The 18786-nt window shown below is 65.8% G+C and carries 23 protein-coding genes; 10 read left to right on the forward strand and 13 right to left on the reverse strand.

From position 1 onward, the window contains the following. Positions 1-68: 68 nt before the first annotated feature. The 12 genes from ASC89_RS24200 to dctP are packed head-to-tail and all read right to left on the reverse strand — an operon-like array spanning position 69 to position 9508. The gene (locus tag ASC89_RS24200) at positions 69-1115 is read right to left on the reverse strand and encodes a 3-carboxy-cis,cis-muconate cycloisomerase (RefSeq protein WP_055885448.1); all 1047 of its coding nucleotides are present in this window, start codon (positions 1113-1115) and stop codon (positions 69-71) included. Then, positions 1115-2320, reverse strand: coding sequence for a 3-oxoadipyl-CoA thiolase (gene pcaF / locus ASC89_RS24205; RefSeq protein WP_056002782.1), 1206 nt, complete (start codon positions 2318-2320; stop codon positions 1115-1117). The genes ASC89_RS24200 and pcaF overlap by 1 nt, the downstream gene beginning before the upstream one ends. Before the next feature lies 1 nt (position 2321). Further along, positions 2322-2990 carry a 3-oxoacid CoA-transferase subunit B gene (locus ASC89_RS24210; protein WP_055885453.1) on the reverse strand — a complete coding sequence of 223 codons (669 nt, stop codon included), beginning with the start codon at positions 2988-2990 and terminating at the stop codon, positions 2322-2324. Continuing rightward, on the reverse strand, positions 2987-3709 hold the full coding sequence (locus ASC89_RS24215) for a 3-oxoacid CoA-transferase subunit A (RefSeq protein WP_055885457.1): 723 nt from the start codon (positions 3707-3709) through the stop codon (positions 2987-2989). The genes ASC89_RS24210 and ASC89_RS24215 overlap by 4 nt, the downstream gene beginning before the upstream one ends. A 10-nt stretch (positions 3710-3719) precedes the next feature. Beyond that, positions 3720-4301, reverse strand: a complete 582-nt coding sequence (gene pcaG, locus ASC89_RS24220; protein WP_056002785.1) for a protocatechuate 3,4-dioxygenase subunit alpha — start codon at positions 4299-4301, stop codon at positions 3720-3722. Continuing rightward, the gene (pcaH, locus tag ASC89_RS24225; RefSeq protein ID WP_056002788.1) at positions 4301-5047 is read right to left on the reverse strand and encodes a protocatechuate 3,4-dioxygenase subunit beta; all 747 of its coding nucleotides are present in this window, start codon (positions 5045-5047) and stop codon (positions 4301-4303) included. The genes pcaG and pcaH overlap by 1 nt, the downstream gene beginning before the upstream one ends. Next, positions 5044-5415: a 4-carboxymuconolactone decarboxylase gene (pcaC, locus tag ASC89_RS24230; protein ID WP_056002790.1), complete on the reverse strand. Its 372-nt coding sequence runs from the start codon at positions 5413-5415 to the stop codon at positions 5044-5046. Before pcaC ends, pcaH begins: the two co-directional genes overlap by 4 nt. Then, positions 5408-6202: a 3-oxoadipate enol-lactonase gene (pcaD, locus tag ASC89_RS24235; RefSeq protein ID WP_056002793.1), complete on the reverse strand. Its 795-nt coding sequence runs from the start codon at positions 6200-6202 to the stop codon at positions 5408-5410. The genes pcaC and pcaD overlap by 8 nt, the downstream gene beginning before the upstream one ends. A gap of 1 nt (position 6203) precedes the next feature. Continuing rightward, positions 6204-6635 carry a type II 3-dehydroquinate dehydratase gene (locus ASC89_RS24240; protein ID WP_056002796.1) on the reverse strand — a complete coding sequence of 144 codons (432 nt, stop codon included), beginning with the start codon at positions 6633-6635 and terminating at the stop codon, positions 6204-6206. After that, positions 6632-7942, reverse strand: coding sequence for a TRAP transporter large permease (locus tag ASC89_RS24245; protein WP_056002798.1), 1311 nt, complete (start codon positions 7940-7942; stop codon positions 6632-6634). Before ASC89_RS24245 ends, ASC89_RS24240 begins: the two co-directional genes overlap by 4 nt. Before the next feature lie 4 nt (positions 7943-7946). After that, complete coding sequence (locus tag ASC89_RS24250) at positions 7947-8462, reverse strand: TRAP transporter small permease (protein ID WP_056002801.1); 516 nt, start codon at positions 8460-8462, stop codon at positions 7947-7949. Positions 8463-8518: 56 nt separating this feature from the next. Beyond that, a complete protein-coding gene (dctP, locus tag ASC89_RS24255; protein ID WP_056002804.1) occupies positions 8519-9508 on the reverse strand; it encodes a TRAP transporter substrate-binding protein DctP in 990 nt (329 codons plus the stop codon). A 271-nt stretch (positions 9509-9779) separates the two neighbouring features. On the opposite strand from dctP, the gene ASC89_RS24260 reads away from it, so the two are divergent. After that, entirely contained in the window at positions 9780-10451 is a 672-nt protein-coding gene (locus ASC89_RS24260; protein ID WP_056002807.1) for a GntR family transcriptional regulator, read from the forward strand. Between the two features lie 62 nt (positions 10452-10513). On the opposite strand, the gene ASC89_RS24265 is transcribed toward ASC89_RS24260, so the two are convergent. After that, positions 10514-11389: a shikimate dehydrogenase gene (locus ASC89_RS24265; RefSeq protein ID WP_056003219.1), complete on the reverse strand. Its 876-nt coding sequence runs from the start codon at positions 11387-11389 to the stop codon at positions 10514-10516. Between the two features lie 209 nt (positions 11390-11598). Between ASC89_RS24265 and ASC89_RS24270 the strand changes: the two genes are divergently transcribed. From ASC89_RS24270 to ASC89_RS24305, 9 genes are all read left to right on the forward strand, one after another. Next, complete coding sequence (locus tag ASC89_RS24270) at positions 11599-12276, forward strand: TetR family transcriptional regulator (protein ID WP_056002809.1); 678 nt, start codon at positions 11599-11601, stop codon at positions 12274-12276. An 80-nt stretch (positions 12277-12356) separates the two neighbouring features. Beyond that, complete coding sequence (locus tag ASC89_RS24275; RefSeq protein ID WP_056002811.1) at positions 12357-14243, forward strand: bifunctional sugar phosphate isomerase/epimerase/4-hydroxyphenylpyruvate dioxygenase family protein; 1887 nt, start codon at positions 12357-12359, stop codon at positions 14241-14243. Positions 14244-14475: 232 nt separating this feature from the next. Then, a complete protein-coding gene (gene hemP / locus ASC89_RS28270) occupies positions 14476-14643 on the forward strand; it encodes a hemin uptake protein HemP (RefSeq protein WP_082533565.1) in 168 nt (55 codons plus the stop codon). A gap of 8 nt (positions 14644-14651) precedes the next feature. Further along, entirely contained in the window at positions 14652-15077 is a 426-nt protein-coding gene (locus tag ASC89_RS24280) for a hypothetical protein (RefSeq protein ID WP_056002814.1), read from the forward strand. A gap of 11 nt (positions 15078-15088) precedes the next feature. Further along, positions 15089-15793, forward strand: coding sequence for a protein TolQ (gene tolQ, locus ASC89_RS24285; RefSeq protein ID WP_407065086.1), 705 nt, complete (start codon positions 15089-15091; stop codon positions 15791-15793). Further along, positions 15793-16227, forward strand: a complete 435-nt coding sequence (locus tag ASC89_RS24290; RefSeq protein ID WP_056002820.1) for a biopolymer transporter ExbD — start codon at positions 15793-15795, stop codon at positions 16225-16227. The genes tolQ and ASC89_RS24290 overlap by 1 nt, the downstream gene beginning before the upstream one ends. 1 nt (position 16228) lies before the next feature. Beyond that, positions 16229-17371: an energy transducer TonB gene (locus tag ASC89_RS24295; RefSeq protein ID WP_056002823.1), complete on the forward strand. Its 1143-nt coding sequence runs from the start codon at positions 16229-16231 to the stop codon at positions 17369-17371. 8 nt (positions 17372-17379) lie between these two features. Continuing rightward, positions 17380-18177, forward strand: a complete 798-nt coding sequence (locus ASC89_RS24300) for a HugZ family protein (protein ID WP_056002826.1) — start codon at positions 17380-17382, stop codon at positions 18175-18177. Further along, a complete protein-coding gene (locus ASC89_RS24305) occupies positions 18174-18689 on the forward strand; it encodes an invasion associated locus B family protein (RefSeq protein ID WP_056002829.1) in 516 nt (171 codons plus the stop codon). Before ASC89_RS24300 ends, ASC89_RS24305 begins: the two co-directional genes overlap by 4 nt. Positions 18690-18786 lie beyond the last annotated feature (97 nt).

Genomic DNA, 18786 nt, shown 5'->3' on the forward strand with positions numbered 1-18786 from the left:
GTCATCGCAGCGAAGGCAACTGGGCCGGCGCTCTAATCGGTAGACGTCACCGCCCCGGCCGTGCCGGACTATGGGGCCGCCTCTCCAAAGCCGACAACCTCCTGTAACAGCGCAGACGCCAGCCTCAGGCTGGCGCCAGTGCTGACGAGCAGGGCCGGCAGGGTCAGCCATTCCAGAGTCCAGGCGGCGCCAGACCGTTCGTTCTCGTGCAGCATCGCGTGGGTGAGCGTGCCGGAGAGACCGGCGGTGTGGTGCGCCAGCGCCACCAGCAATTCGGCCTTCACTGGATTGTTCTTGTGCGACATCGCTGACGACGTACCGCCCGCAGCGAGGGTTACCGCGCCGACCTCGCTCTGCGCCATCAGCGCGAGGTCAGTGCCGATCTTTCCCAGCGTTCCAGCGAGCATTGCTACCCGCGCGCCGAGGCCGATCAGCCGATCTCGCACCGTGTGCCAGCACGGTGCGGCGCCGAGGTCGAGGCGGCTTGCCAGCGCTTCGGCAACGCGGTCGCCCTGCCCCTCAAAGCTGGATCGATTGCCGATCGGACCGCCGAGCTGGACAACGAGCAGATCCGGGGACAGTGCGGCAAGTGTCGCCCGGTGCCGCGCCAACGCCTCGTCCCAACTGCGGAGCTTGTCGGCTACGGTGAACGGCAACGCGGCCTGCATCCGCGTGTGTGCCATCACGGCGGTGGCACCGTGTTGCTCGACGAGGCTTGCGAGTTGCATCCTAACTGTGTCGATACGGCTTTGCAGCACCGGCAGAATATCCCGGAGCTGCAGCACGAGGGCAGTGTCGATCGCGTCCTGGCTGGTCGCGCCCCAATGCAACGCTGGCCGGCTTGACGCCGGGAGGGCGGCGCGAAGCTGTGACAGCAGCGCCGGCACCACCACGCCATCCCGCGCCATTCCCGCCAGCAGCCCGGGCCAGTCGGGGACGAACTGCTCCACAGCCAGCGCGATCTCCTGGGCCGCAACCTCATCGATCAGGCCGGCCTCCGCCTCAGACTGCGCCAAGGCAACCTCGAAGCGCAGGATTGCCGTGAGCTGCACCTCGTCCGACAGCAGCGCCTCGAGCTCCGGATCGCCCGCCAATGCCCCGAGCAGCCGAGACATCAGACTGACCCAAGGGCCATGGCGATGCCCTGTCCGACACCGATGCACATGGTCGCAAGGGCCAGCTTGCCGCCGCTCAGCGACAGCTCGAGCGCGGCAGTGCCAGTGAGACGGGCGCCGGACATCCCGAGCGGGTGTCCCAGGGCGATGGCGCCGCCGTTCGGATTGACGTGCGGGGCGTCCTCGGCAATCCCCAGTTCACGCAGCACAGCGATGCCCTGGCTGGCAAACGCCTCGTTGAGTTCGATGATGTCGAAATCCTGCGGCGTGAGGCCGAGCCGAGCGCAAAGCCGCCGGGTCGCCGGGGCGGGACCGACGCCCATAATGCGCGGTGGCACGCCGGCGGCGCAGCCGCCGAGCACCCGGGCAATCGGAGTGAGGCCGTACCTCGTCGCAGCTGCCTCGGACGCGATGATCAGCGCAGCGGCGCCATCGTTGACACCGGAGGCGTTGCCGGCGGTGATGGTGCCGCCCTCGCGGAACGGCGTCGGCAGTCGAGCCAAAGCCTCGAGCGTGGTATCGGCGCGCGGGTGCTCGTCGCTGTCTACGAGCAGCGGGTCGCCCTTACGCCTGATGATGCTGACCGGCACGATTTCCCTCGCCAACCGTCCGTTGCCCTGGGCCGCGACCGCCCGCTGCTGGCTGCGCAGCGCGAAGGCGTCCTGGTCGGCGCGGCTGACGCCGAAAGCTTCGGCGACGTTCTCGGCGGTTTCGGGCATCGAATCGACGCCGTACTGCGCCTCGAGCACCGGGTTGATGAAGCGCCAGCCCAGCGTGGTGTCGTAAATCTCGGCATGGCGCGAAAACGCGCTCTCGGCCTTGGGCAAAACGAACGGCGCGCGGCTCATCGACTCGACGCCACCGGCGACGATGAGTTCAGCCTCGCCGGCCTTGATGGCGCGGGCGGCGGTGATGACCGCGTCCATGCCAGAACCGCAAAGCCGGTTGATGGTGGTGCCGGAAATCCCGACCGGCAGGCCGGCCAGCAGCAATGCCATGCGAGCGACATTGCGATTGTCCTCGCCGGCCTGGTTGGCGCAGCCGAAGATCACGTCGTCCACAGCGTCCCAGTCCACGCCGGTATGTTCCGCGAGCAGTGCCTTGAGCGCCACGGCACCCAGGTCGTCGGGCCGGACGGAGGCGAGGGCGCCGCCAAAGCGGCCGATCGGGGTGCGGCGGAAGGCGCAAATGAAGGCTTCGGCCATCTCACAGCTCCGGGGTGACGAGGTCGCCGACATTGGCGGTAACAAGCAGTTCGGCGCCGGTCACCGCCTGTAACTCGTCGATGCTCATCCCGGCCAGCTTCTCGCGCAATACGAAACGCCCAGCTTCGATGTCGATGACGGCAAGGCTGCTATAGACCCGCGTCACGCAGCCGACGCCGGTCAGCGGCAGACTGCAGCGCTTGACCAGCTTGGGCCGGCCATCCTTGGTGACATGGTCAGTGATCACCGCCACGCGCTTGGCTCCATGCACCAAGTCCATCGCGCCACCGACCGCCGGCACTCCCTTCGGGCCGGTCGACCAGTTGGCGAGATCGCCGTTCTCGGCCACCTCGTAGGTACCGAGGATGGCCACGTCGAGATGGCCGCCGCGCACCATGGCAAAGCTATCGGCGTGGTGGAAGAAGGCGGCGCCCGGCCGCAGCGTCACAGCCTTCTTGCCGGCATTGATCAGGTCCCAGTCTTCCTCGCCCTCGGCCGGGCTCTCGCCGAAGTTGAGGATGCCGTTCTCGGTGTGGAAAATCGCCTGCCGGCCCGGCGGCTGGAACTTCGCCACCATTTCGGGAAAGCCGATGCCGAGATTGACATAGGCGCCGTCCTCGATGTCCTGCGCTGCCCGCCAGGCGATCTGGGCGTTGGAAAGCTTGCTCATTGGTAGGCTGCTCCGACGCGGATCAGCGCCTCTTCCTGTTGCGGGGCGGGAACGACGACCACCCGCGTGACGAAGATGCCGGGGGTGATCACCTGCTCGGGGTCGATTTCGCCGGGCGCCACCACCTCGCTTGCCTGGACGATGGTGAGCCTCGCCGCTGCCGCCATCAGGGGCGAGAAGTTCCGCGCCGCCTTGCGGTAGGTGAGGTTGCCCATGGTGTCGGCACGCTCGGCCTTGAGCAGCGCCGCGTCGGCCTTCAGCCAGCGCTCCTCGACATACATCCGACCCTCGAACTCGGCAGTCGGCTTGCCTGCTGCGAGGTCGGTGCCGAAACTGGTCGGGGTATAGAACGCCGGAATGCCGGCGCCACCGGCCCGGATGCGCTCGGCCAGCGTGCCCTGCGGCACCAGCTCCAGGGCGATCTCGCCGGCCAGATACTTCTCGGTGAAGGCGCGCGGGTCGGACGAACGCGGAAACGAGCAGACCATCTTGCTGACCATCCCGGCATCGATCATTGCGGCGATGCCGATGCGGCCATTGCCGGCATTGTTGTTGATGAGCGTGAGGTTGCCGGGCCTGCCGGTCGCCTTGAAGCGGTCGATCAGGGCGTGGATCAGCTCGATCGGCGCCCCGGCCCCGCCGAAGCCGCCGATCATCAGCGTCATGCCATCGTCAATGCCGGCGATGGCCGCGGCGAGATCGGGAACCGTCTTGTCCATGGCAAAAGTCCTAGAAGTCGAAGAACACCGTCTCACCCTCGCCCTGCAGACGAATGGCAAGATCATAGCGGGCTCGGCCGTCGACCTCCGATCGCCTGGCGATCAGCGTTTGGCGCCGGCGCGGGTCCATGATGCGGCTGAGCACCGGGTCAACCGCATTGGCGGCTGTCTCATCGTCGAAATAGAGCCGCGTCTGCAGCCCCATATTGATGCCGCGCGCTACGATCCACAACGAGACATGTGGCGCCATCGGCTGGCCGTCGGGACCGATGACCCGACCGGGCTTCACCGTATCAAACGCGAACGCCCCTGCCCCGTCGCAAGCGGCGCGCCCCCAGCCCTGCCGATGCACGCCGTCGCTGTCGGCCTGCCAGAGTTCGACGACCGCATCACCGAGCGGCGCACCGGACCCGTCATGGATCGACGCGGCAATGGTGACGCGCGGACCATCACCGGCGGCGATCGGTCCCGAGCCGAGGTCGGGCCGGTTCGGGCCACCTATCCCCTCGAGGCTGGGCGTCATCCCGATGTGCACATAGGGGCCGGCCGTCTGCGACGGGCTCTCCTTGAGCGGCGGCAGCCGGTTGAGCATTAGTTGCCCTCCATCCGGTTCTCGAACAGCGTGGAGCGGCGCCCTCGCAGCACGATGTCGAAGCGGTAGGCCAGGGCGTCCATCGGCGTGGTGTTGTGCCGGTCCAACCGGGCGATCAACTGCTCCACCGCAACGCGATCCGGGATCGCCAGCGCAATCGGATCCTGCCAGATCATCGGGTCGCCCTCGAAATACATCTGGGTGATCAGCCGCTGCGCGTAGGCGTGGCCGAACACCGAGAAATGGATATGTGCCGGCCGCCAGTCATTGCCGCCATTCGGCCATGGGTAGGCGCCCGGCTTGATGGTGCGGAAGTGATAGTAGCCGTCATCGTCGGTGATGGCGCGGCCGCAGCCGCCGAAATTGGGGTCGAGCGCCGCGACATAGCCCTCGCGCTTATGCCGGTAGCGGCCGCCGGCATTGGCCTGCCAGAATTCCACCAGCGTGCCGCGCACCGGCCGGGCGTTCTCGTCAAGCACCTGGCCGTAGACGATCAGGCGCTGCCCGATCGCCTCACCCCCGTCCTGGCTGAAATTGCGGATCAGATCATTGTCGAGCGGCTGGATGATGCCGTGCCCGAAGGTCGGGCCGGTGAGTTCGGATTTCGTTTGCCCCAGCGCCAGCAGCGCCTGTCTGGGCGCCCGCAGTGTCGTGCTCTTGTAGCCCGGGGTGTCCGCTGGTGGATGCCAGGCGCGGTCGCGCTGGTAGAGTTGGCCTTCGTCACCATAAGGCGGGACGATGCTCATGGCCGCGTCTCCAGTTCTCGCTTGGCGATGCGAAATGCCCGGTTGGCAGCCGGCACTCCGGCATAAACGGCCACGTGCAGGAGCGCCTCCTTGATGTCGTCGGGCGTCGCGCCGGTGTTGACGGTGGCGCGCACGTGCATCGCCACCTCCTCGTCGTGGCCGAGCGCGGCGAGCAGCGCGATGGTGACCAGCGAGCGCTCGCGTTTCGTCAGCCCCGGGCGCGCCCACACAGAGCCCCAGGCGCCCTCGGTGATGAAGGCCTGGAAATCGGCGTCGAACGGCGTCTTCGCCGCTTCGGCACGGTCCACATGGGCGTCGCCCAGCACGGCGCGGCGGGTCTGCATGCCGATGTCGAACGGGTCAGGCATGGCCAACCTCCAGGAGATAGTCGCGAATGAGCCCGGCCACGCGCTGCGGCTGGTCGATACACGACAGGTGGCCGGCATCTTCGATGGCGGCAAAGTGCACGGCGCGCAGACGCTCCGCCATGGCGCGCACAAGTTCGACCGGGGTCGACTGGTCGGCAGCGCCGGCGAGTACCAGTGTCGGCTGCTTGATATCGCCGATCTCGGCGGTGAGGTCGGCATCGCGCAGCGCGGCGCAGGTGCCGAGATAGCCCGCTTTGGGCGTGCGGAGCAGCAGGTTGCGCCAGCCTTCTATCTCGGCCGCGCGGCCGGCGCGCAGCGCGTCGGGGAACCAGCGCTGCATCACGCTATCGGCGATGGCGTCGAGTCCGTCGGCCTCGATCGCCCCAATGCGGCCCGACCACAAGGCCGCGTCGCCGATCTTCGTCGCCGTGTCGCAAAGGACAAGGCCGGTGATCCGCCGGGGATGATCGAGGGCGAAACGCTGGGCGATCAACCCGCCGACGGAAATACCGACCAGCGCGAAGCGGTCGATCTCCAATGTGTCGACCAGTTCGCGCAGATCGGCGGCGAGTTCGGCGATACTGTAGGGACCGGGCGGTACGCTCGACAGGCCGTGTCCCCGCTTGTCGTAGTTGACCAGCCGGTAGTCCGGCGCCAGCTCGTCGACCACCGCATCCCAGATGCGGATGTCGGTACCGAGCGAGTTGCAGAAGACGATCGGCAGGCCGCGCGGCTGGCCGCTGAGCCGATAGTGGACGGTGCCGAAGCTGGCGGCGGCGAAGGCCATCTCAGGCCGCCAGCCGCGCCAACAGCGCCTTCACCGCAATGGGGTATCCGGCTGCCCCGAACCCGGCCATCACCGAGGTCGCGACCATCGATACATAGGAGCGGTGATAGATCGGTTCGCGCCGATGGATGTTGGAGATGTGGAGCTCGATGATCGGACCATCGAACTGCTTCAGCGCATCGAGCAGCGCCAGCGAGGTGAAGGTGAAAGCCGCCGGGTTGATGATGATCCCTGCCCCTTCGTCGATCGCTTCATGCACCAGCTCGATCAGCCTCTCCTCGCTGTTGGTCTGGTGGAAGGCGACTGGCGTCGCCCCCGCCGCCTCGCGGCACATCGCCTCCACCTCCGCCAGCGTGGTCGTGCCGTAGATTTCCGGCTCGCGTTTTCCCAGCCGGTTGAGGTTAGGACCGTTGAGGACATAGATCGGCTTCATGGCGTGATACTCGGACTGACGTAACCGAACAGCTTGGGCAGCCACAGCACCGTGTCGGGCACGAAGGTGAAAACGAACAGCGCAATGATCAGGCCGACGAGGAACGGCGCCACATCCGCGACCAGCGCCCGCATCGGCGTATTGGCGATACGCGTCATGATGAACAGCAGCAGCCCATAGGGTGGTGTGATCAGCCCGAGCATGATGTTGACCACCACGACGACGCCGAAATGCACCATGTCGATGCCGAGCGCCTGCGCCGTGGGGATCAACACCGGGACGATAACGAGGAGGATCGTGGTCCCCTCGAGCACGCAGCCGATCAACAGCAGCAGGATGTTGACGGCGATGAGGAACATCACCGGGTCAAGATCCCAGGCCAGCAGCGTGGCGCTGATGGTGCGCGGGATGTTCTCGATCGTGACCACGTAATTGAAGACCAGTGCGCCGGCGATCAGCATGCCGATCGAGGCGGTGGTCTTGGCGCTGGTCAGTACCGAGCTGTAGAGGTCCGGCAGTTTGACCGCCCTATAGATGAACACCGAGACGATCAGGGCATAGAAGGCGGCGACGGCAGCCGCCTCGGTCGGCGTGGTGACGCCGCCATAAATTCCAAACATCAGCACTGCCGGCATCAGCAGCACCGGCAGCGCCTGCCAGGTCATGCCCGGCAACTGCCGCAGCGGCACCGGCTCCTCGACCGGGAAATTCCTGATACGGGCAGTGATGGCGACCTGCAGCATCATGACACCGGCCATCAGCAGCCCGGGCACCACGCCGCCGAGGAACAGGTAGCCGATCGAGGTGTCGGCAACGAGCGCATAGAGCACCATGGGAATGGAGGGCGGGATGATCGGCCCGATGACGGCGGTGACGGCGGTGAGCGCCGCGGCGTAGCTCGGCGTGTACTTGCCATCCTTGGTCATCATGTACTGCATCATCTTGCCGGAACCGGCAGCGTCGGCGATGGCCGAACCGGACATGCCGGCGAAGACAATGGACTGCAGGATGTTCACCTGCGCCAGCCCGCCGCGGAAGCGCCCGACGACAGCATTGCACCAGTTGAGCAGACGCGTGGACAGACTGCCAGAATTCATGATCTCGGCCGCGAGGATGAAGAGCGGCACCGCCAGCATGATGTAGTTGGTGTACATGCCGTTGAGCAGCTGCTCGGCGGCGATGCCCATGTCCTGGCCGCGCATCAGCAGGTAGAGGATCGAGCCGGTGATCATCGACACGCCCATGGGCAATCCCATGAAGGCCAGCACGGTGATGAGGCCGAGCGAAAGGGCGAAGGCGAGCGACATCGGCTCAGATCCCGGACTTGATTTTGGTGACGTCGATCGCGTCGTCCGGCCGGCCCCAAATCGCCTGGTAGCCCAGCCAGAGCTGGCGCACGATCATGGCGATCGCGAACAGGCCGTAGATCGAATAGAGCCAGTCGAAACGGATCTTGAGGTAGGCGGTTTTTTCCACCTTCATGAAGCCGATGTAGTCGAGCACCGCCGGCAGCGAGATGGCAAAGAAGAACACCACCGTCACCGCGCAGATCACCACCATGGCACGACGGGTGCGCTCGCTGACCGTCGAATAGAGCAGATCGAAGCGGATCTCCTCATGGTCCCGCACCACGAAAGCGGTGCCGAACAGCACCAGCCACACCCACATGATGACGCTGATCTCGTGGGTCCAGCCGATGGGGAAATTCAGCAGGTATCGGAAGATAATCTGCACGATGAAGACGACGAACATCGTCGCCAGCATTGCTGCGAGCAGGTTCTCCGCGCGGGCATGCAGCCAGGCGCCGATCCGCGTGAGTGAGGCCATCTGCCGCTCCGGACAAAAGGATGGGCAGCGCCACGAGGCGCCGCCCATGTAAAGCACTAGAGCGCGTTGATCTTGTCGAGCGCGCCTTCGGGCCAGCTCTTGGCGAGCTCGGACTCGAGGTAGAGCTTCTGCGCATTGGCGCGGAAGGCGTCGACGTCGGGCGTGTGGATCTTGAGGTCGTCGGTCTCGAACTTCTTCAAGAGCTCTGCCTCGCGCTCGACGTGCTTGGCCTGGCTGAAATCGATCGCCGCCGTGGCTGCCGCCTGCAGGGCATCCTGGTCGGCCGGCGCCAGCTTGTCCCAGGCCGCCTTCGAAATGACCAGCAGGTCGTAGCCGACGAGGTGGGAGGTGAGGACGATCTGCTTCATCACCTCGTAGAACTTCATGTTCTCGACATTGGGCAGCGGATTGTCCTGCCCGTCGATCGCCCCGGTCTGCAGGCCCGTATAGACCTCGGCATAGGCCATCGGCGTCGGATTGGCGCCCAGCGCCGCGCCGAGGAACTGCCAGGCATCGCCACCCGGCATGCGCAGCTTCACGCCGGCCATGTCGGCGGGGGTCTGGATTTCCTTGTCGATGCGCAGGCCTACCTGGCGAATGCCGAAATAGGTCGGTCCGAGGATGCGAATACCGAGCTGGTCTTCGGCCATCTTCTTGAACTCGGCACCCAGCTCGCTGTCGAAGAACTTGCGCAGGTGCTCGGCGTCGCGGAACAGGTAGCCCGAGGTCAGCAGCGACCAGGCCGGGATCTGGTTGGAGACGTCCTGCGGCGCGATATTGCCCATTTCTAGGTTGCCGCGCTGCAGCGCTACCAGCTCGGTGCCCTGCTTGAACAGGTTGCCGCCGTAATAGGGCTCGAGCGTCGCGAACCCAGCCACTCCCTCGCCGAACTGCTTCATCATCTCGGCGCGGATATCCTGCTCCGAGAACACTGCCGAGAAACGCAGCACCGGCTTGTCCTGTGCCAGCACCGGTGTCATCGCGGTGACTGCCAGAAGCGCTACGGCGCCGAACAGGGTTGCTCGCCGTTGAATACGGAAAGTCATGTCCATCCTCCACTTGGGAACCTATCGGCCCCGCTACCCGCGTCGCGGGCAATCCCTCGATCAACCCGCCTGAACGGGTACTCCCTCGCCTTCAGGATCTTGTTGTCCATCCAGCTTCAGTCACTTTGTACGAAATGGTTCGTACATGTCAATCGACGGCATTGCCTGTCGGCCGCTCGCCATCCGACTGGACACTGAACCTACGTCTTGTCATTCGTCAATATCCATTTTATCGGATGATCGTGGTATTATCCGATATCAAGAGGTGGGCATGGACGACGCGGTTGCGGTGGACAGCATTGGCGAGATGACCTTCCGGACCATCCGGAGCGACATCATCCATGGGGTGCTTCGCCCGGGCGACAAGCTGACGCTCGACCGGCTAAGGCAGCACTACGAAGTCAGCGTCGGCACGCTGCGCGAAGTGCTGACGCGGCTCGCCAGCGAAGCTTTCGTCGTTGCCGAGGGCCAGAAGGGCTTTGCCGTCGCGCCGGCCTCGGAAGCCGACCTGCGTGAACTGGGTGCCCTGCGCCTGCTGCTGGAGCACCACGCCCTGGCACTCTCGCTCGCCACTGGCGATCTCGAATGGGAGGGCCGTGTCGTTGCGGCGCACCATAAGCTGGCAGCCATTGAAAAGCGGCTGCTCGCCGGCGAGAGCAGCCGCACCCCCGACTGGATCCGCTACGATCGCAGCTTCCACGAGTCGCTGATCTCAGCCTGCGGCTCACGCTCACTGATGGCGATGCACACCTCGGTGTTCGATCGCTTCGTGCGCTACCACATGCTGGCCGGCAGCTTCCGCGGCAAGCCGGTCGCCGACGATCATCTCGCTTTGCTCGAAGCCGCCCTCGCCCGCGACGGCAAGACCGCGCAGAGGCTGCTCGACGCGCACGTGAACAAAGGCATCGAGCATGTGGTCAGGAGCGGCGCGATCGGCCGGTAGTGCCTCGCGGGCCGACCAAGGCCAGCCAGGAAGGCTTCAACGACCGTGCCCGAAGCAGAAATTCAAGCCTCCGCCCGGAAATGCGCCATCATCGCAGCTCGATCAGGCGCAATCCCGGTGAACAGCTCGAAGGCCTTCACCGCCTGGTAGACCGCCATGCCGGTACCGCCCAGGGTGCGGCAGCCCAGCCGGCGCGCCGCCTGCAGCAGCGCCGTATCGGCCGGGAAGTAGATGATCTCGGCGACCCAGTGCGAGGCGCGCAGCAGTTCGCCTGGAAACGCCAGCCCCGGGTACTTGGCCATTCCCACCGGCGTGGTGTTGACCACTCCGCTAGCGCCCGCAAGCGCCAGCGCCGGATCGTCCGTTGCGTCGACCTCAGCGCCGAAGCGTTCGCCCAGCCGTTCGGCGAGGCCCCTGGCGCGACCGAGCTCGGTTTCGCAGAGCGTCAGCTTGCGCCCGCCCAGCGACAACAGTGCGTGCCCCACGGCCGCGCCGGCGCCCCCTGCCCCGAACTGCACGATAGCCTCCATCGGTGCGCCGGCGAGGCCCTCGCGAAAGCTCTCGGCAAAGCCCCAGCTGTCGGTGTTGTGGCCGGTGCGGCGGCCGGCCATGAGTACCACGGTGTTCACCGCCCCGATCGCCGCGGCTTCCGGCGCCAGGTCGTCCAGCAACGGCAGCACGGCCTGCTTGAACGGGTGGGTGACGTTGAGGCCGGCAAAGCCAAGCGCCTCGGCCAGCTCGATCATCGCTCCGAGATCGTGATCGGCCAGCCCGAGCGTATCGAAATCGATCAGCACGTAGGTGTAGCCGACGCCGAGGCGACGGCCCTCGAGCTCGTGCATGCGAGGAGTCTTGGAGGCCTGGATACCGCGTCCCAGCAGCCCGACGACGAATTGGCGACCACCCGCCGATTGTGCCTTGCGGCGCGTCGCGACCAGGTCGCCCAGCTGCCTCCGGGCCTCGTCGACAACGGCTGAAATCACGTTCGTCTCCACCAGCCGCCCGGGCCCCGCCGCCCGGAGCGGACGTCACACCCTTGTCATTCGGCCCGCCCCACCGATAATGGTCTGGCTACGTACGCGCAGTGATGTACGAACTGGTTAGTTTAGTCAATCTCTCCGTCGGGAGGGACGGAGGAACGGCTTACATGGCGCCCAAGGCCGCAAAACCCGAGGCTCAGAGCGGGGTCCGCACCCAGGACCCCGAGGGCACGCGGCACAACATCATCGAAGTCGCCTCGGAGGAGTTCGCCCTCAACGGCCTGTCCGGCGCCCGAATCGACGAGATCGCGGCACGCACCCGGTCGTCCAAGCGGATGATCTATTATTACTTCGGCGACAAGGAAGGCCTCTACCTGGCGGTGCTGGAGAACGCCTATCGCAAGGTTCGCGAGGGCGAGGCCAAGCTCGACATCGGCGGGCTGTCGCCGCTAGATGCGCTGCGCCGGCTGGTGGAATTCACCTTCGAGCATCACCACAAGCATGAGGATTTCATCCGCATGGTGATGATCGAGAACATCCACCATGCCGAGTACCTGGAGAAATCCAAAGTCATCCGGCAGCTCAACGTCACCGCCATCGGGACCATCGAGACGATCTATGAGCGCGGTGTGGCCGAGGGGTTGTTTCGCGCCGGGCTCGACCCGATCGAATTGCATTGGCAGATCAGTGCGCTGTGCTTCTTCAACGTTTCCAATCGAGCGACGTTCTCCAAGCTCTTCGGCCGTGACCTGAGCACTTCCAAAGCCCAGGCCGTATTGAAGCGCAACTCGGTGGACATGGTGCTTCGATACATCGTCCGCCCGGAGAAACTGCCGACCGAATAGCCATGCGGGCGGTAACTTGACCGCAACCCGATCAGTCTCTACCGATTATGTACGAACTAGTTCGTTTATTGGAGGAGACGATGCGGACCTCGATTGCCACGGTCTCGATCAGTGGCGAGCTCCCCGACAAGCTTGCTGCCATCGCGGCTGCCGGCTTTGACGGGGTCGAGATCTTCGAGAACGACTTCCTCGCCTTCGACGGCAGCCCGGCAGACGTCGGCCGGATGGTGCGCGACCACGGCCTCGAGATCTGCCTGTTCCAGCCGTTCCGCGACTTCGAGGGTATGCCGCCATCGCACCGGCAACGCACCTTCGATCGCGCCGAGCGCAAGTTCGACGTCATGCAGGAGCTCGGAACGGACCTGCTGCTTGTCTGCTCCAATGTCTCGACCTTGGCGCTGGGCGGCATCGACCGGGCGGCCGACGACTTTCGTGAGCTGGGGGAACGTGCCGGCAGGCGCGGGCTGCGCGTCGGTTATGAGGCGCTGGCCTGGGGCAAGCACATCAACGACCACCGCGATGCCTGGGAAATCGTGCGGCGAGCCAACCATCCCAATATCGGCCTCGTGCTCGACAGCTTCCACAGCCTGTCCCGCCGCATCGAGATCAACTCGATCCGCTCGATCCCCAGGGAGAAGCTGTTCATCGTTCAACTGGCCGATGCGCCGCAGATCGACATGGACCTGCTGTACTGGAGCCGCCACTTCCGCAACATGCCCGGCGAAGGGGATCTGCCGGTGGCCGAGTTCACCGCGGCCGTGGTCGATACCGGCTATAACGGCTACTTCTCGCTGGAGATCTTCAACGATCAGTTTCGTGGGGGTTCGCCGCGATCGATCGCTGCAGACGGTCACCGCTCCCTCATTTACCTCGGCGATCGAGTGCGCCGCTCGACCGGGTCGGAGACGTTGCAGCTCGAGCCGATACCCGACCGCATCGAGGTCAAGGGCGTCGCTTTCGTCGAATTCTCAGCCGATGCGGCCGATGCCCTCAACCTCGGCGCACTGCTGACCACGCTGGGCTTCACGAGGATCGCCGAGCACCGCTCCAAGCAGGTGACCCTCTACCAGCAGGGCGAGATCCGGATCATCATAAATACCGAGGGTTCCGGCTATGCGCACACCGCCTTCAAGTTGCACGGAACGTCGGCCTATGCACTGGCCCTCATCGTCGACGACGCCAGCGCGGCCATGGCCCGGGCGCTTGCCCTGGGCGCCGAGCAATTCCAGCAAGCCGTAGCGCCAGATGAACTCGAGATCCCGGCCATCCGCGGGATCGGCGAAAGCCTGCTCTATCTCGTCGATGGCACCAGCAAGCTGGGCCGGTTTCAGCAGATCGATTTCGAACCAGCCGGTCTCGATTTCGAGGAACTGCCGCGACCAGCCGGCCTCAACAGCATCGACCACCTGGCGCAAACCGTTCCCTATGACCAGATGCCGACCTGGCTGCTGTTCTACAGCTCGATCTTCCTGGCCGACAAAACCCCGATGGTGGATATCGTCGACCCTTCGGGGGTCGTCCGCAGCCAGGTGATCGAGAATAGCTCGGGGGCGCTCCGCATCACCATGAACGGCGCCGAAAACAGTGCGACCCTCGCTGGCCACTTCCTCGCCGACAAGCTCGGCTCAGCCATCCAGCACATCGCCTTCGCAACGAGCGACATCTTCGCCAGCGCCGCCGCTCTCGACAGCAACGGCTTCCGCTCGCTGCAGATCTCGCCGAACTACTACGACGACGTGGAAGCCCGCTTCGGCCTCGAACCTGAGTTCACCGACCGGCTGCGCAAGCACAACATCCTCTACGACCGCGATGAGTGGGGCGAGTACCTGCAGCTCTACAGCACCACCTTCGGCCAGGGCTTTTTCTTCGAAGTGGTGGAGCGCCGTGGCTACCGCGGCTACGGCGCCGCCAACGCCATCTTCCGGATCGCCGCGCTGAAGAAGGCTATCCGCCGGCTTGCCAGCTAGGGGGTCATCGCGCCGTTTCGCGCTGAATGTACTTTCGAGTGCCAGACTGGCGCGGCCGGCAAACCTCCCACGCGCCGGCGGGGAGACCCGACCGCTATGGCCCGCGCCCCCTCCCGTGACCGGCGACATTGTGGCGCTTGCGCGTCAGCATAATTCTGATAATCACACTCATGTTTTAAACGGACGGCAGGCGGTCGGGGTGACCAGGGTGCGACTTGAGGATTTAGAGGACATGACGGCGCTGCCGGAGGCGGCGGCCAAGACCGATGCGCCGGTCGGCGTGCCGAGCTTCACCACCGAGGAATTGTTCGGTGGCGCCACCGAGATCGGCATCGCGCACCAGGGCCTCACCTACCGGCTGCGGATCACGCGGCAGGGCAAACTCGTCCTCAACAAATAGGAGCGCCCATGCGCCTCACCCATGCATTGCTGCTGGCGACGCTGTGCGCCACGCCGACCCTGGCCCAGGACGCCCCGGCGGCTCCCGGCCTGGCGCTGGAACTCAACGCGCTGACCCCGAGCGAAACCGGCTGTCGCGTCACCTTCCTCGCCACCAACAGGCTCGGCACCGAGCTCACCCGCTCGGCCTTCGAAATTGCGCTGTTCGGCGCCGGCGGCGGTATTGAGCGGTTGGTGTCGCTGGATTTCAAGGCGATGCCCGAGGGCAAGACCCGGGTGCTGCAGTTCGATATCGGCGAGCTCGGCTGCGACAAGGTGAGCCGGGTGCTGATCAATGACGTGGTGGCCTGCGAGGGCACGGGGCTCGATCCGAAGGTCTGCCTTAGTGGCCTCAGCACCGTGTCGCGCCTCGATGGCGTGGAGTTCGGCATCTGATGGAAACGGTGATCGAAGCGGTGGAGCCGGTTGCGGCGGCGCACGACATGTCGATGTTCGCGCTGTTCATGCAGGCGGACTGGGTGGTGAAGTCGGTGATGCTGGGGCTGCTGTTCGCCTCGATCGCCTGCTGGGCGGTGATCTTCGCCAAGGCTGCCGCCTATGCCCGCGCCAGGCGCGAGATGAAGGCATTCGACAAGATCTTCGCCTCGGGCGAGCCGCTGAACCAGATCTACGCCCGGCTGAAGGACGGCCCGCGCACCGGGCTCGGCGCGCTGTTCGCGGCGGCGATGGAAGAATGGAACGGCAGCCATGCCGACAATGCTGCCAATTCGGGCGGCCTGCAGGCGCGGCTCCGCATCGTGCTCGACACCACGGTGGCGGCCGAGAGCGAGAAGCTCGATCGCAGCCTGTCGCTGCTTGCGACAGTGGGGAGCGCGGCGCCGTTCGTCGGGCTGTTCGGCACGGTGTGGGGTATCATGAATGCCTTCACTTCGATCGCCGCGGCGAAATCCACCAGCCTCGCCGTGGTGGCGCCCGGCATCGCCGAGGCGCTGTTCGCCACGGCGCTCGGGCTGCTCGCCGCCATTCCGGCGGTGATTGCCTACAACAAGCTCAGCGGCGACGCCGGGCGGCTGATCGGCCGGCTCGAGGCGTTCGCCGACCGGGTCTCGGTACTGCTGTCGCGGCAGCTCGATGCGCGGGGGAATGCCTGATGAGCATGTCGCTGCAGAGTGCACGTGGGAAGCGCGGCCGACGTGGGGCGATCAGCGAGATCAACATGACGCCGCTGGTCGACGTGATGCTGGTGCTGCTGATCGTCTTCATGGTGACGGCGCCGCTGCTGACCTCGGGTGTGCCGATCGACCTGCCGCAGAGCAACGCGCCGGAGATGAAGGTCGAGGGGACGAAGCCGCTCACCATCTCGGTGACGCCGGAAGGCCAGGTCTATCTCGGCGAAGACGAAATCTCGCTCGAGACGCTGCTGAGTTCAGTGGCGGCAGCGGCGGGCGACGCCGGCACGCAGCAACGGCTCTACATCCGGGGCGATGCGACCGCCGATTACGGGCTGATCATGCAGGTGATGGGCGATTTGAGCCGCGCCGGCTATGCCCGCATCGGGCTGATCACGCAGCAGCGCGAACCGTAAGATGAAGAAGGCCGCCCTCGCTTCTGCCAGCATCCATATCGGCCTGATCGCCGGGGCGTTCGTGTTCCTGAACCTCGAGCCTGCGATCGACGAAACGGCGGCGGAATCGGTGGCGGTCGAGATCATCTCGGTCGACACGGCGACCAGCAATCCGACCGAGGAGATCAGCGAAGCGACCGAGACGCTGGTCTCGGCTGGTGCCGAGGTCGAGGCCGAAGAAGTACCGGAGACTGCCGAGGCCGAAATGGTCGAGGTGGCGGAGGCCCAACCGGCCAAGGCGGTCGAAGCCGTAGCGGCGCCGGTCGAGGTCGCCGAGATCACGCCGGCCGAGAGTGAGGAGATCGCCTCGGCCGAGGTGCTCACCGCGGCGGCGGATCCGATCGCGCCGGTTGAGGCGGCGATGCCGCAGCTGGTCGACGGCGCGGCGACGGTGGTTGCCGACAGCGTGGCGCCGTCGCCGTCCGATCCGCTCGAAGAGGTACGCACTGCGACCGTAGCTCAGCTGACGCCCGAGCCGGCAATGCAGCAGATCCCGCCGGCACTGGTGCAGCCGGTGGAGGTGGTGAAGCCGCTGGAGACGGCAAGCCTCGCCCCGGTGGTCGAAGACGAGTTGCGGGTGGCGCCGATCCCCAAGCCGCGCATCGTCCGCAAGCCGGTCGAGGCGAAAGCCGAGCCGGCGAAGGAACCGCCCAAGGACCAGCCGGCTGAAAAGCCGAAGCAGGTGAAAAAAACGGCCGAGAAAAAGCCGGAGAAGAAGAAGCCGTCGCAGCAGGCCAGCCTCGGCAACGGCGGCGCGGCCGAGGCCGATACCGCGGCAAAGAAATCCGGCGGTGGCGCCGGCAAGAAGAATGACGGCGGCAGCGCGGCGGCGAGCAAATACCCCGGCCTGGTGCAGGCCAAGGTCACCCGTGCCGCCAAGTACCCTTCGAAGGCGCGCGGCGATGCGGGCGAAGCTTTGGTGAGCTTTACCGTCGGCGCCAGTGGTACAGTGACGAAAGTCGCGCTCGCCCGCAGTTCGGGAAACGATGCGCTCGACCATGCCGCGCTGGCGGCCGTCGACCGCGCCGCGCCCTTTCCCCCGATTCCCGAGGCAGCGGGACGATCGAGCTGGTCGTTCACCGTGCCGGTCTATTTCAAGAAGTGAGTTCGCAGATGACCGAAGACAAGAAGAAGGACGTGCTGCTCGAGACCACCGCCGATGCGGTGCGCGAGGCCAAGACGCTGATCCGCTCGGCGCGCTCGGGCTCGATCGCGACGATCGAGCCGGGGACCGGCTGGCCGATCGCCACCCGCGTCGGGGTCTCGACCGATTATGACGGCGCGCCGATCATCCTGATCTCGAAGCTGGCCGCCCATACCGGCGCCCTGCTCGCCGATCCGCGCTGCTCGCTGCTGATCGGCTATCCGGGCAAGGGCGACCCGCTGGCGCATGCCCGCGTCACCATCGCCGCAGAAGCGCGCGAAGTGGAGCGCGACAGCCAAGAGCACCAGCGGCTCGACACGCGCTACCTGATCCACCAGCAGAAGGCCAAGCTCTATTCGGGCCTCGGCGATTTCCGCTACTTCCGGCTGGAGCCGAAGAGTGCCTCGTATAATGGCGGGTTCGGCCGCGCCTATGCGCTGACCCGCGAGCAGCTCCTCAACGCCAACCCGGCCAATCCGGAGCTGGCGGCGAGCGAGCCGGATGCCATCGAGCACATGAACGACGACCACGGCGAGGCCGTCGGGCTTTATGCCGAGCACTTCGCCAAGGCGGCCCCGGGCAACTGGCGGCTGATCGGCGTCGATGCCGAAGGCATGGACCTCGCCGATGGCGACGATATCCGCCGCATCTGGTTCGAGAGTGAACTCACCTCGTCCAAGGACATGCACACAACGCTGGTGAAGATGGCCGGCGAAGCGCGCCGAGCGCTCAATCGGCCGTTGAAGGACGCGAGGGTTGCGTCGTGAAGGCTCTGATCTCCGCCGCGCTGCTGCTCATGGCGTCGCCGGCGCTGGCGCAACAGGCGGCGCTGCCGGGTGGCGCCTCGGCGCTGAACGAGGCGCATGGCAGCTGGACGGTGAACTGCGCGCTGGTCGAAGCGGGCAAGGACTGTGCCTTCTCGCAGACGGCGGGCAACCCGCAGACCGGCAGCGCGCTGGTGGCCGTCGAGCTGGCAGCCCCCACCGGCAACAAGGCCGAGGGCATGCTGCTGACGGCATTCGGGCTCAGGCTCGATGCCGGGGTGCAGCTCGGCATCGACGGCCAGCAACTGGGGCAGGCCCGGCCGTTCCTCACCTGCGTCGAGACCGGGTGCCTGGTGCCGCTCGATTTCGACGAGGTGGCGCTCAGCGCCATGAAGGTCGGCACGATGCTCGAAGTCACCGGGGTCAAGGTCGACGACGGACAGCCGGTCACCGTGACCCTGTCGCTCGCCGGCTTCACCGCTGCCTACAACCGCACGGCGGAACTGGCGCAATAGTCAAAGCGTCGCAGCGTTTAATCTTGACTCAGATACTCATCTTTAATAGAGCGTGAACACCGGCCCGTGGAGGGCCATGGAACAGCAAGCCAAGCGG

Source organism: Devosia sp. Root413D1, assembly GCF_001425235.1.
Taxonomy (GTDB): Bacteria; Pseudomonadota; Alphaproteobacteria; order Rhizobiales; family Devosiaceae; genus Devosia_A.

Bases quoted from the DNA above. Each gene is read 5' to 3' on its own strand.
- hemP (WP_082533565.1), top strand. From the start codon at position 14,476: ATGACGGCGCTGCCGGAGGCGGCGGCCAAGACCGATGCGCCGGTCGGC.
- ASC89_RS24245 (WP_056002798.1), bottom strand. From the start codon at position 7,942: ATGTCGCTCGCCTTCGCCCTTTCGCTCGGCCTCATCACCGTGCTGGCC.
- ASC89_RS24250 (WP_056002801.1), bottom strand. From the start codon at position 8,462: ATGGCCTCACTCACGCGGATCGGCGCCTGGCTGCATGCCCGCGCGGAG.
- ASC89_RS24280 (WP_056002814.1), top strand. From the start codon at position 14,652: ATGCGCCTCACCCATGCATTGCTGCTGGCGACGCTGTGCGCCACGCCG.
- ASC89_RS24290 (WP_056002820.1), top strand. From the start codon at position 15,793: ATGAGCATGTCGCTGCAGAGTGCACGTGGGAAGCGCGGCCGACGTGGG.
- ASC89_RS24210 (WP_055885453.1), bottom strand. From the start codon at position 2,990: ATGAGCAAGCTTTCCAACGCCCAGATCGCCTGGCGGGCAGCGCAGGAC.
- pcaF (WP_056002782.1), bottom strand. From the start codon at position 2,320: ATGGCCGAAGCCTTCATTTGCGCCTTCCGCCGCACCCCGATCGGCCGC.
- ASC89_RS24240 (WP_056002796.1), bottom strand. From the start codon at position 6,635: ATGAAGCCGATCTATGTCCTCAACGGTCCTAACCTCAACCGGCTGGGA.
- dctP (WP_056002804.1), bottom strand. From the start codon at position 9,508: ATGACTTTCCGTATTCAACGGCGAGCAACCCTGTTCGGCGCCGTAGCG.
- pcaG (WP_056002785.1), bottom strand. From the start codon at position 4,301: ATGCTCAACCGGCTGCCGCCGCTCAAGGAGAGCCCGTCGCAGACGGCC.
- pcaD (WP_056002793.1), bottom strand. From the start codon at position 6,202: ATGGCCTTCGCCGCCGCCAGCTTCGGCACCGTCCACTATCGGCTCAGC.
- ASC89_RS24215 (WP_055885457.1), bottom strand. From the start codon at position 3,709: ATGGACAAGACGGTTCCCGATCTCGCCGCGGCCATCGCCGGCATTGAC.
- ASC89_RS24300 (WP_056002826.1), top strand. From the start codon at position 17,380: ATGACCGAAGACAAGAAGAAGGACGTGCTGCTCGAGACCACCGCCGAT.
- ASC89_RS24260 (WP_056002807.1), top strand. From the start codon at position 9,780: ATGGACGACGCGGTTGCGGTGGACAGCATTGGCGAGATGACCTTCCGG.
- ASC89_RS24275 (WP_056002811.1), top strand. From the start codon at position 12,357: ATGCGGACCTCGATTGCCACGGTCTCGATCAGTGGCGAGCTCCCCGAC.
- pcaH (WP_056002788.1), bottom strand. From the start codon at position 5,047: ATGAGCATCGTCCCGCCTTATGGTGACGAAGGCCAACTCTACCAGCGC.
- ASC89_RS24295 (WP_056002823.1), top strand. From the start codon at position 16,229: ATGAAGAAGGCCGCCCTCGCTTCTGCCAGCATCCATATCGGCCTGATC.
- pcaC (WP_056002790.1), bottom strand. From the start codon at position 5,415: ATGCCTGACCCGTTCGACATCGGCATGCAGACCCGCCGCGCCGTGCTG.
- ASC89_RS24200 (WP_055885448.1), bottom strand. From the start codon at position 1,115: ATGTCTCGGCTGCTCGGGGCATTGGCGGGCGATCCGGAGCTCGAGGCG.
- ASC89_RS24270 (WP_056002809.1), top strand. From the start codon at position 11,599: ATGGCGCCCAAGGCCGCAAAACCCGAGGCTCAGAGCGGGGTCCGCACC.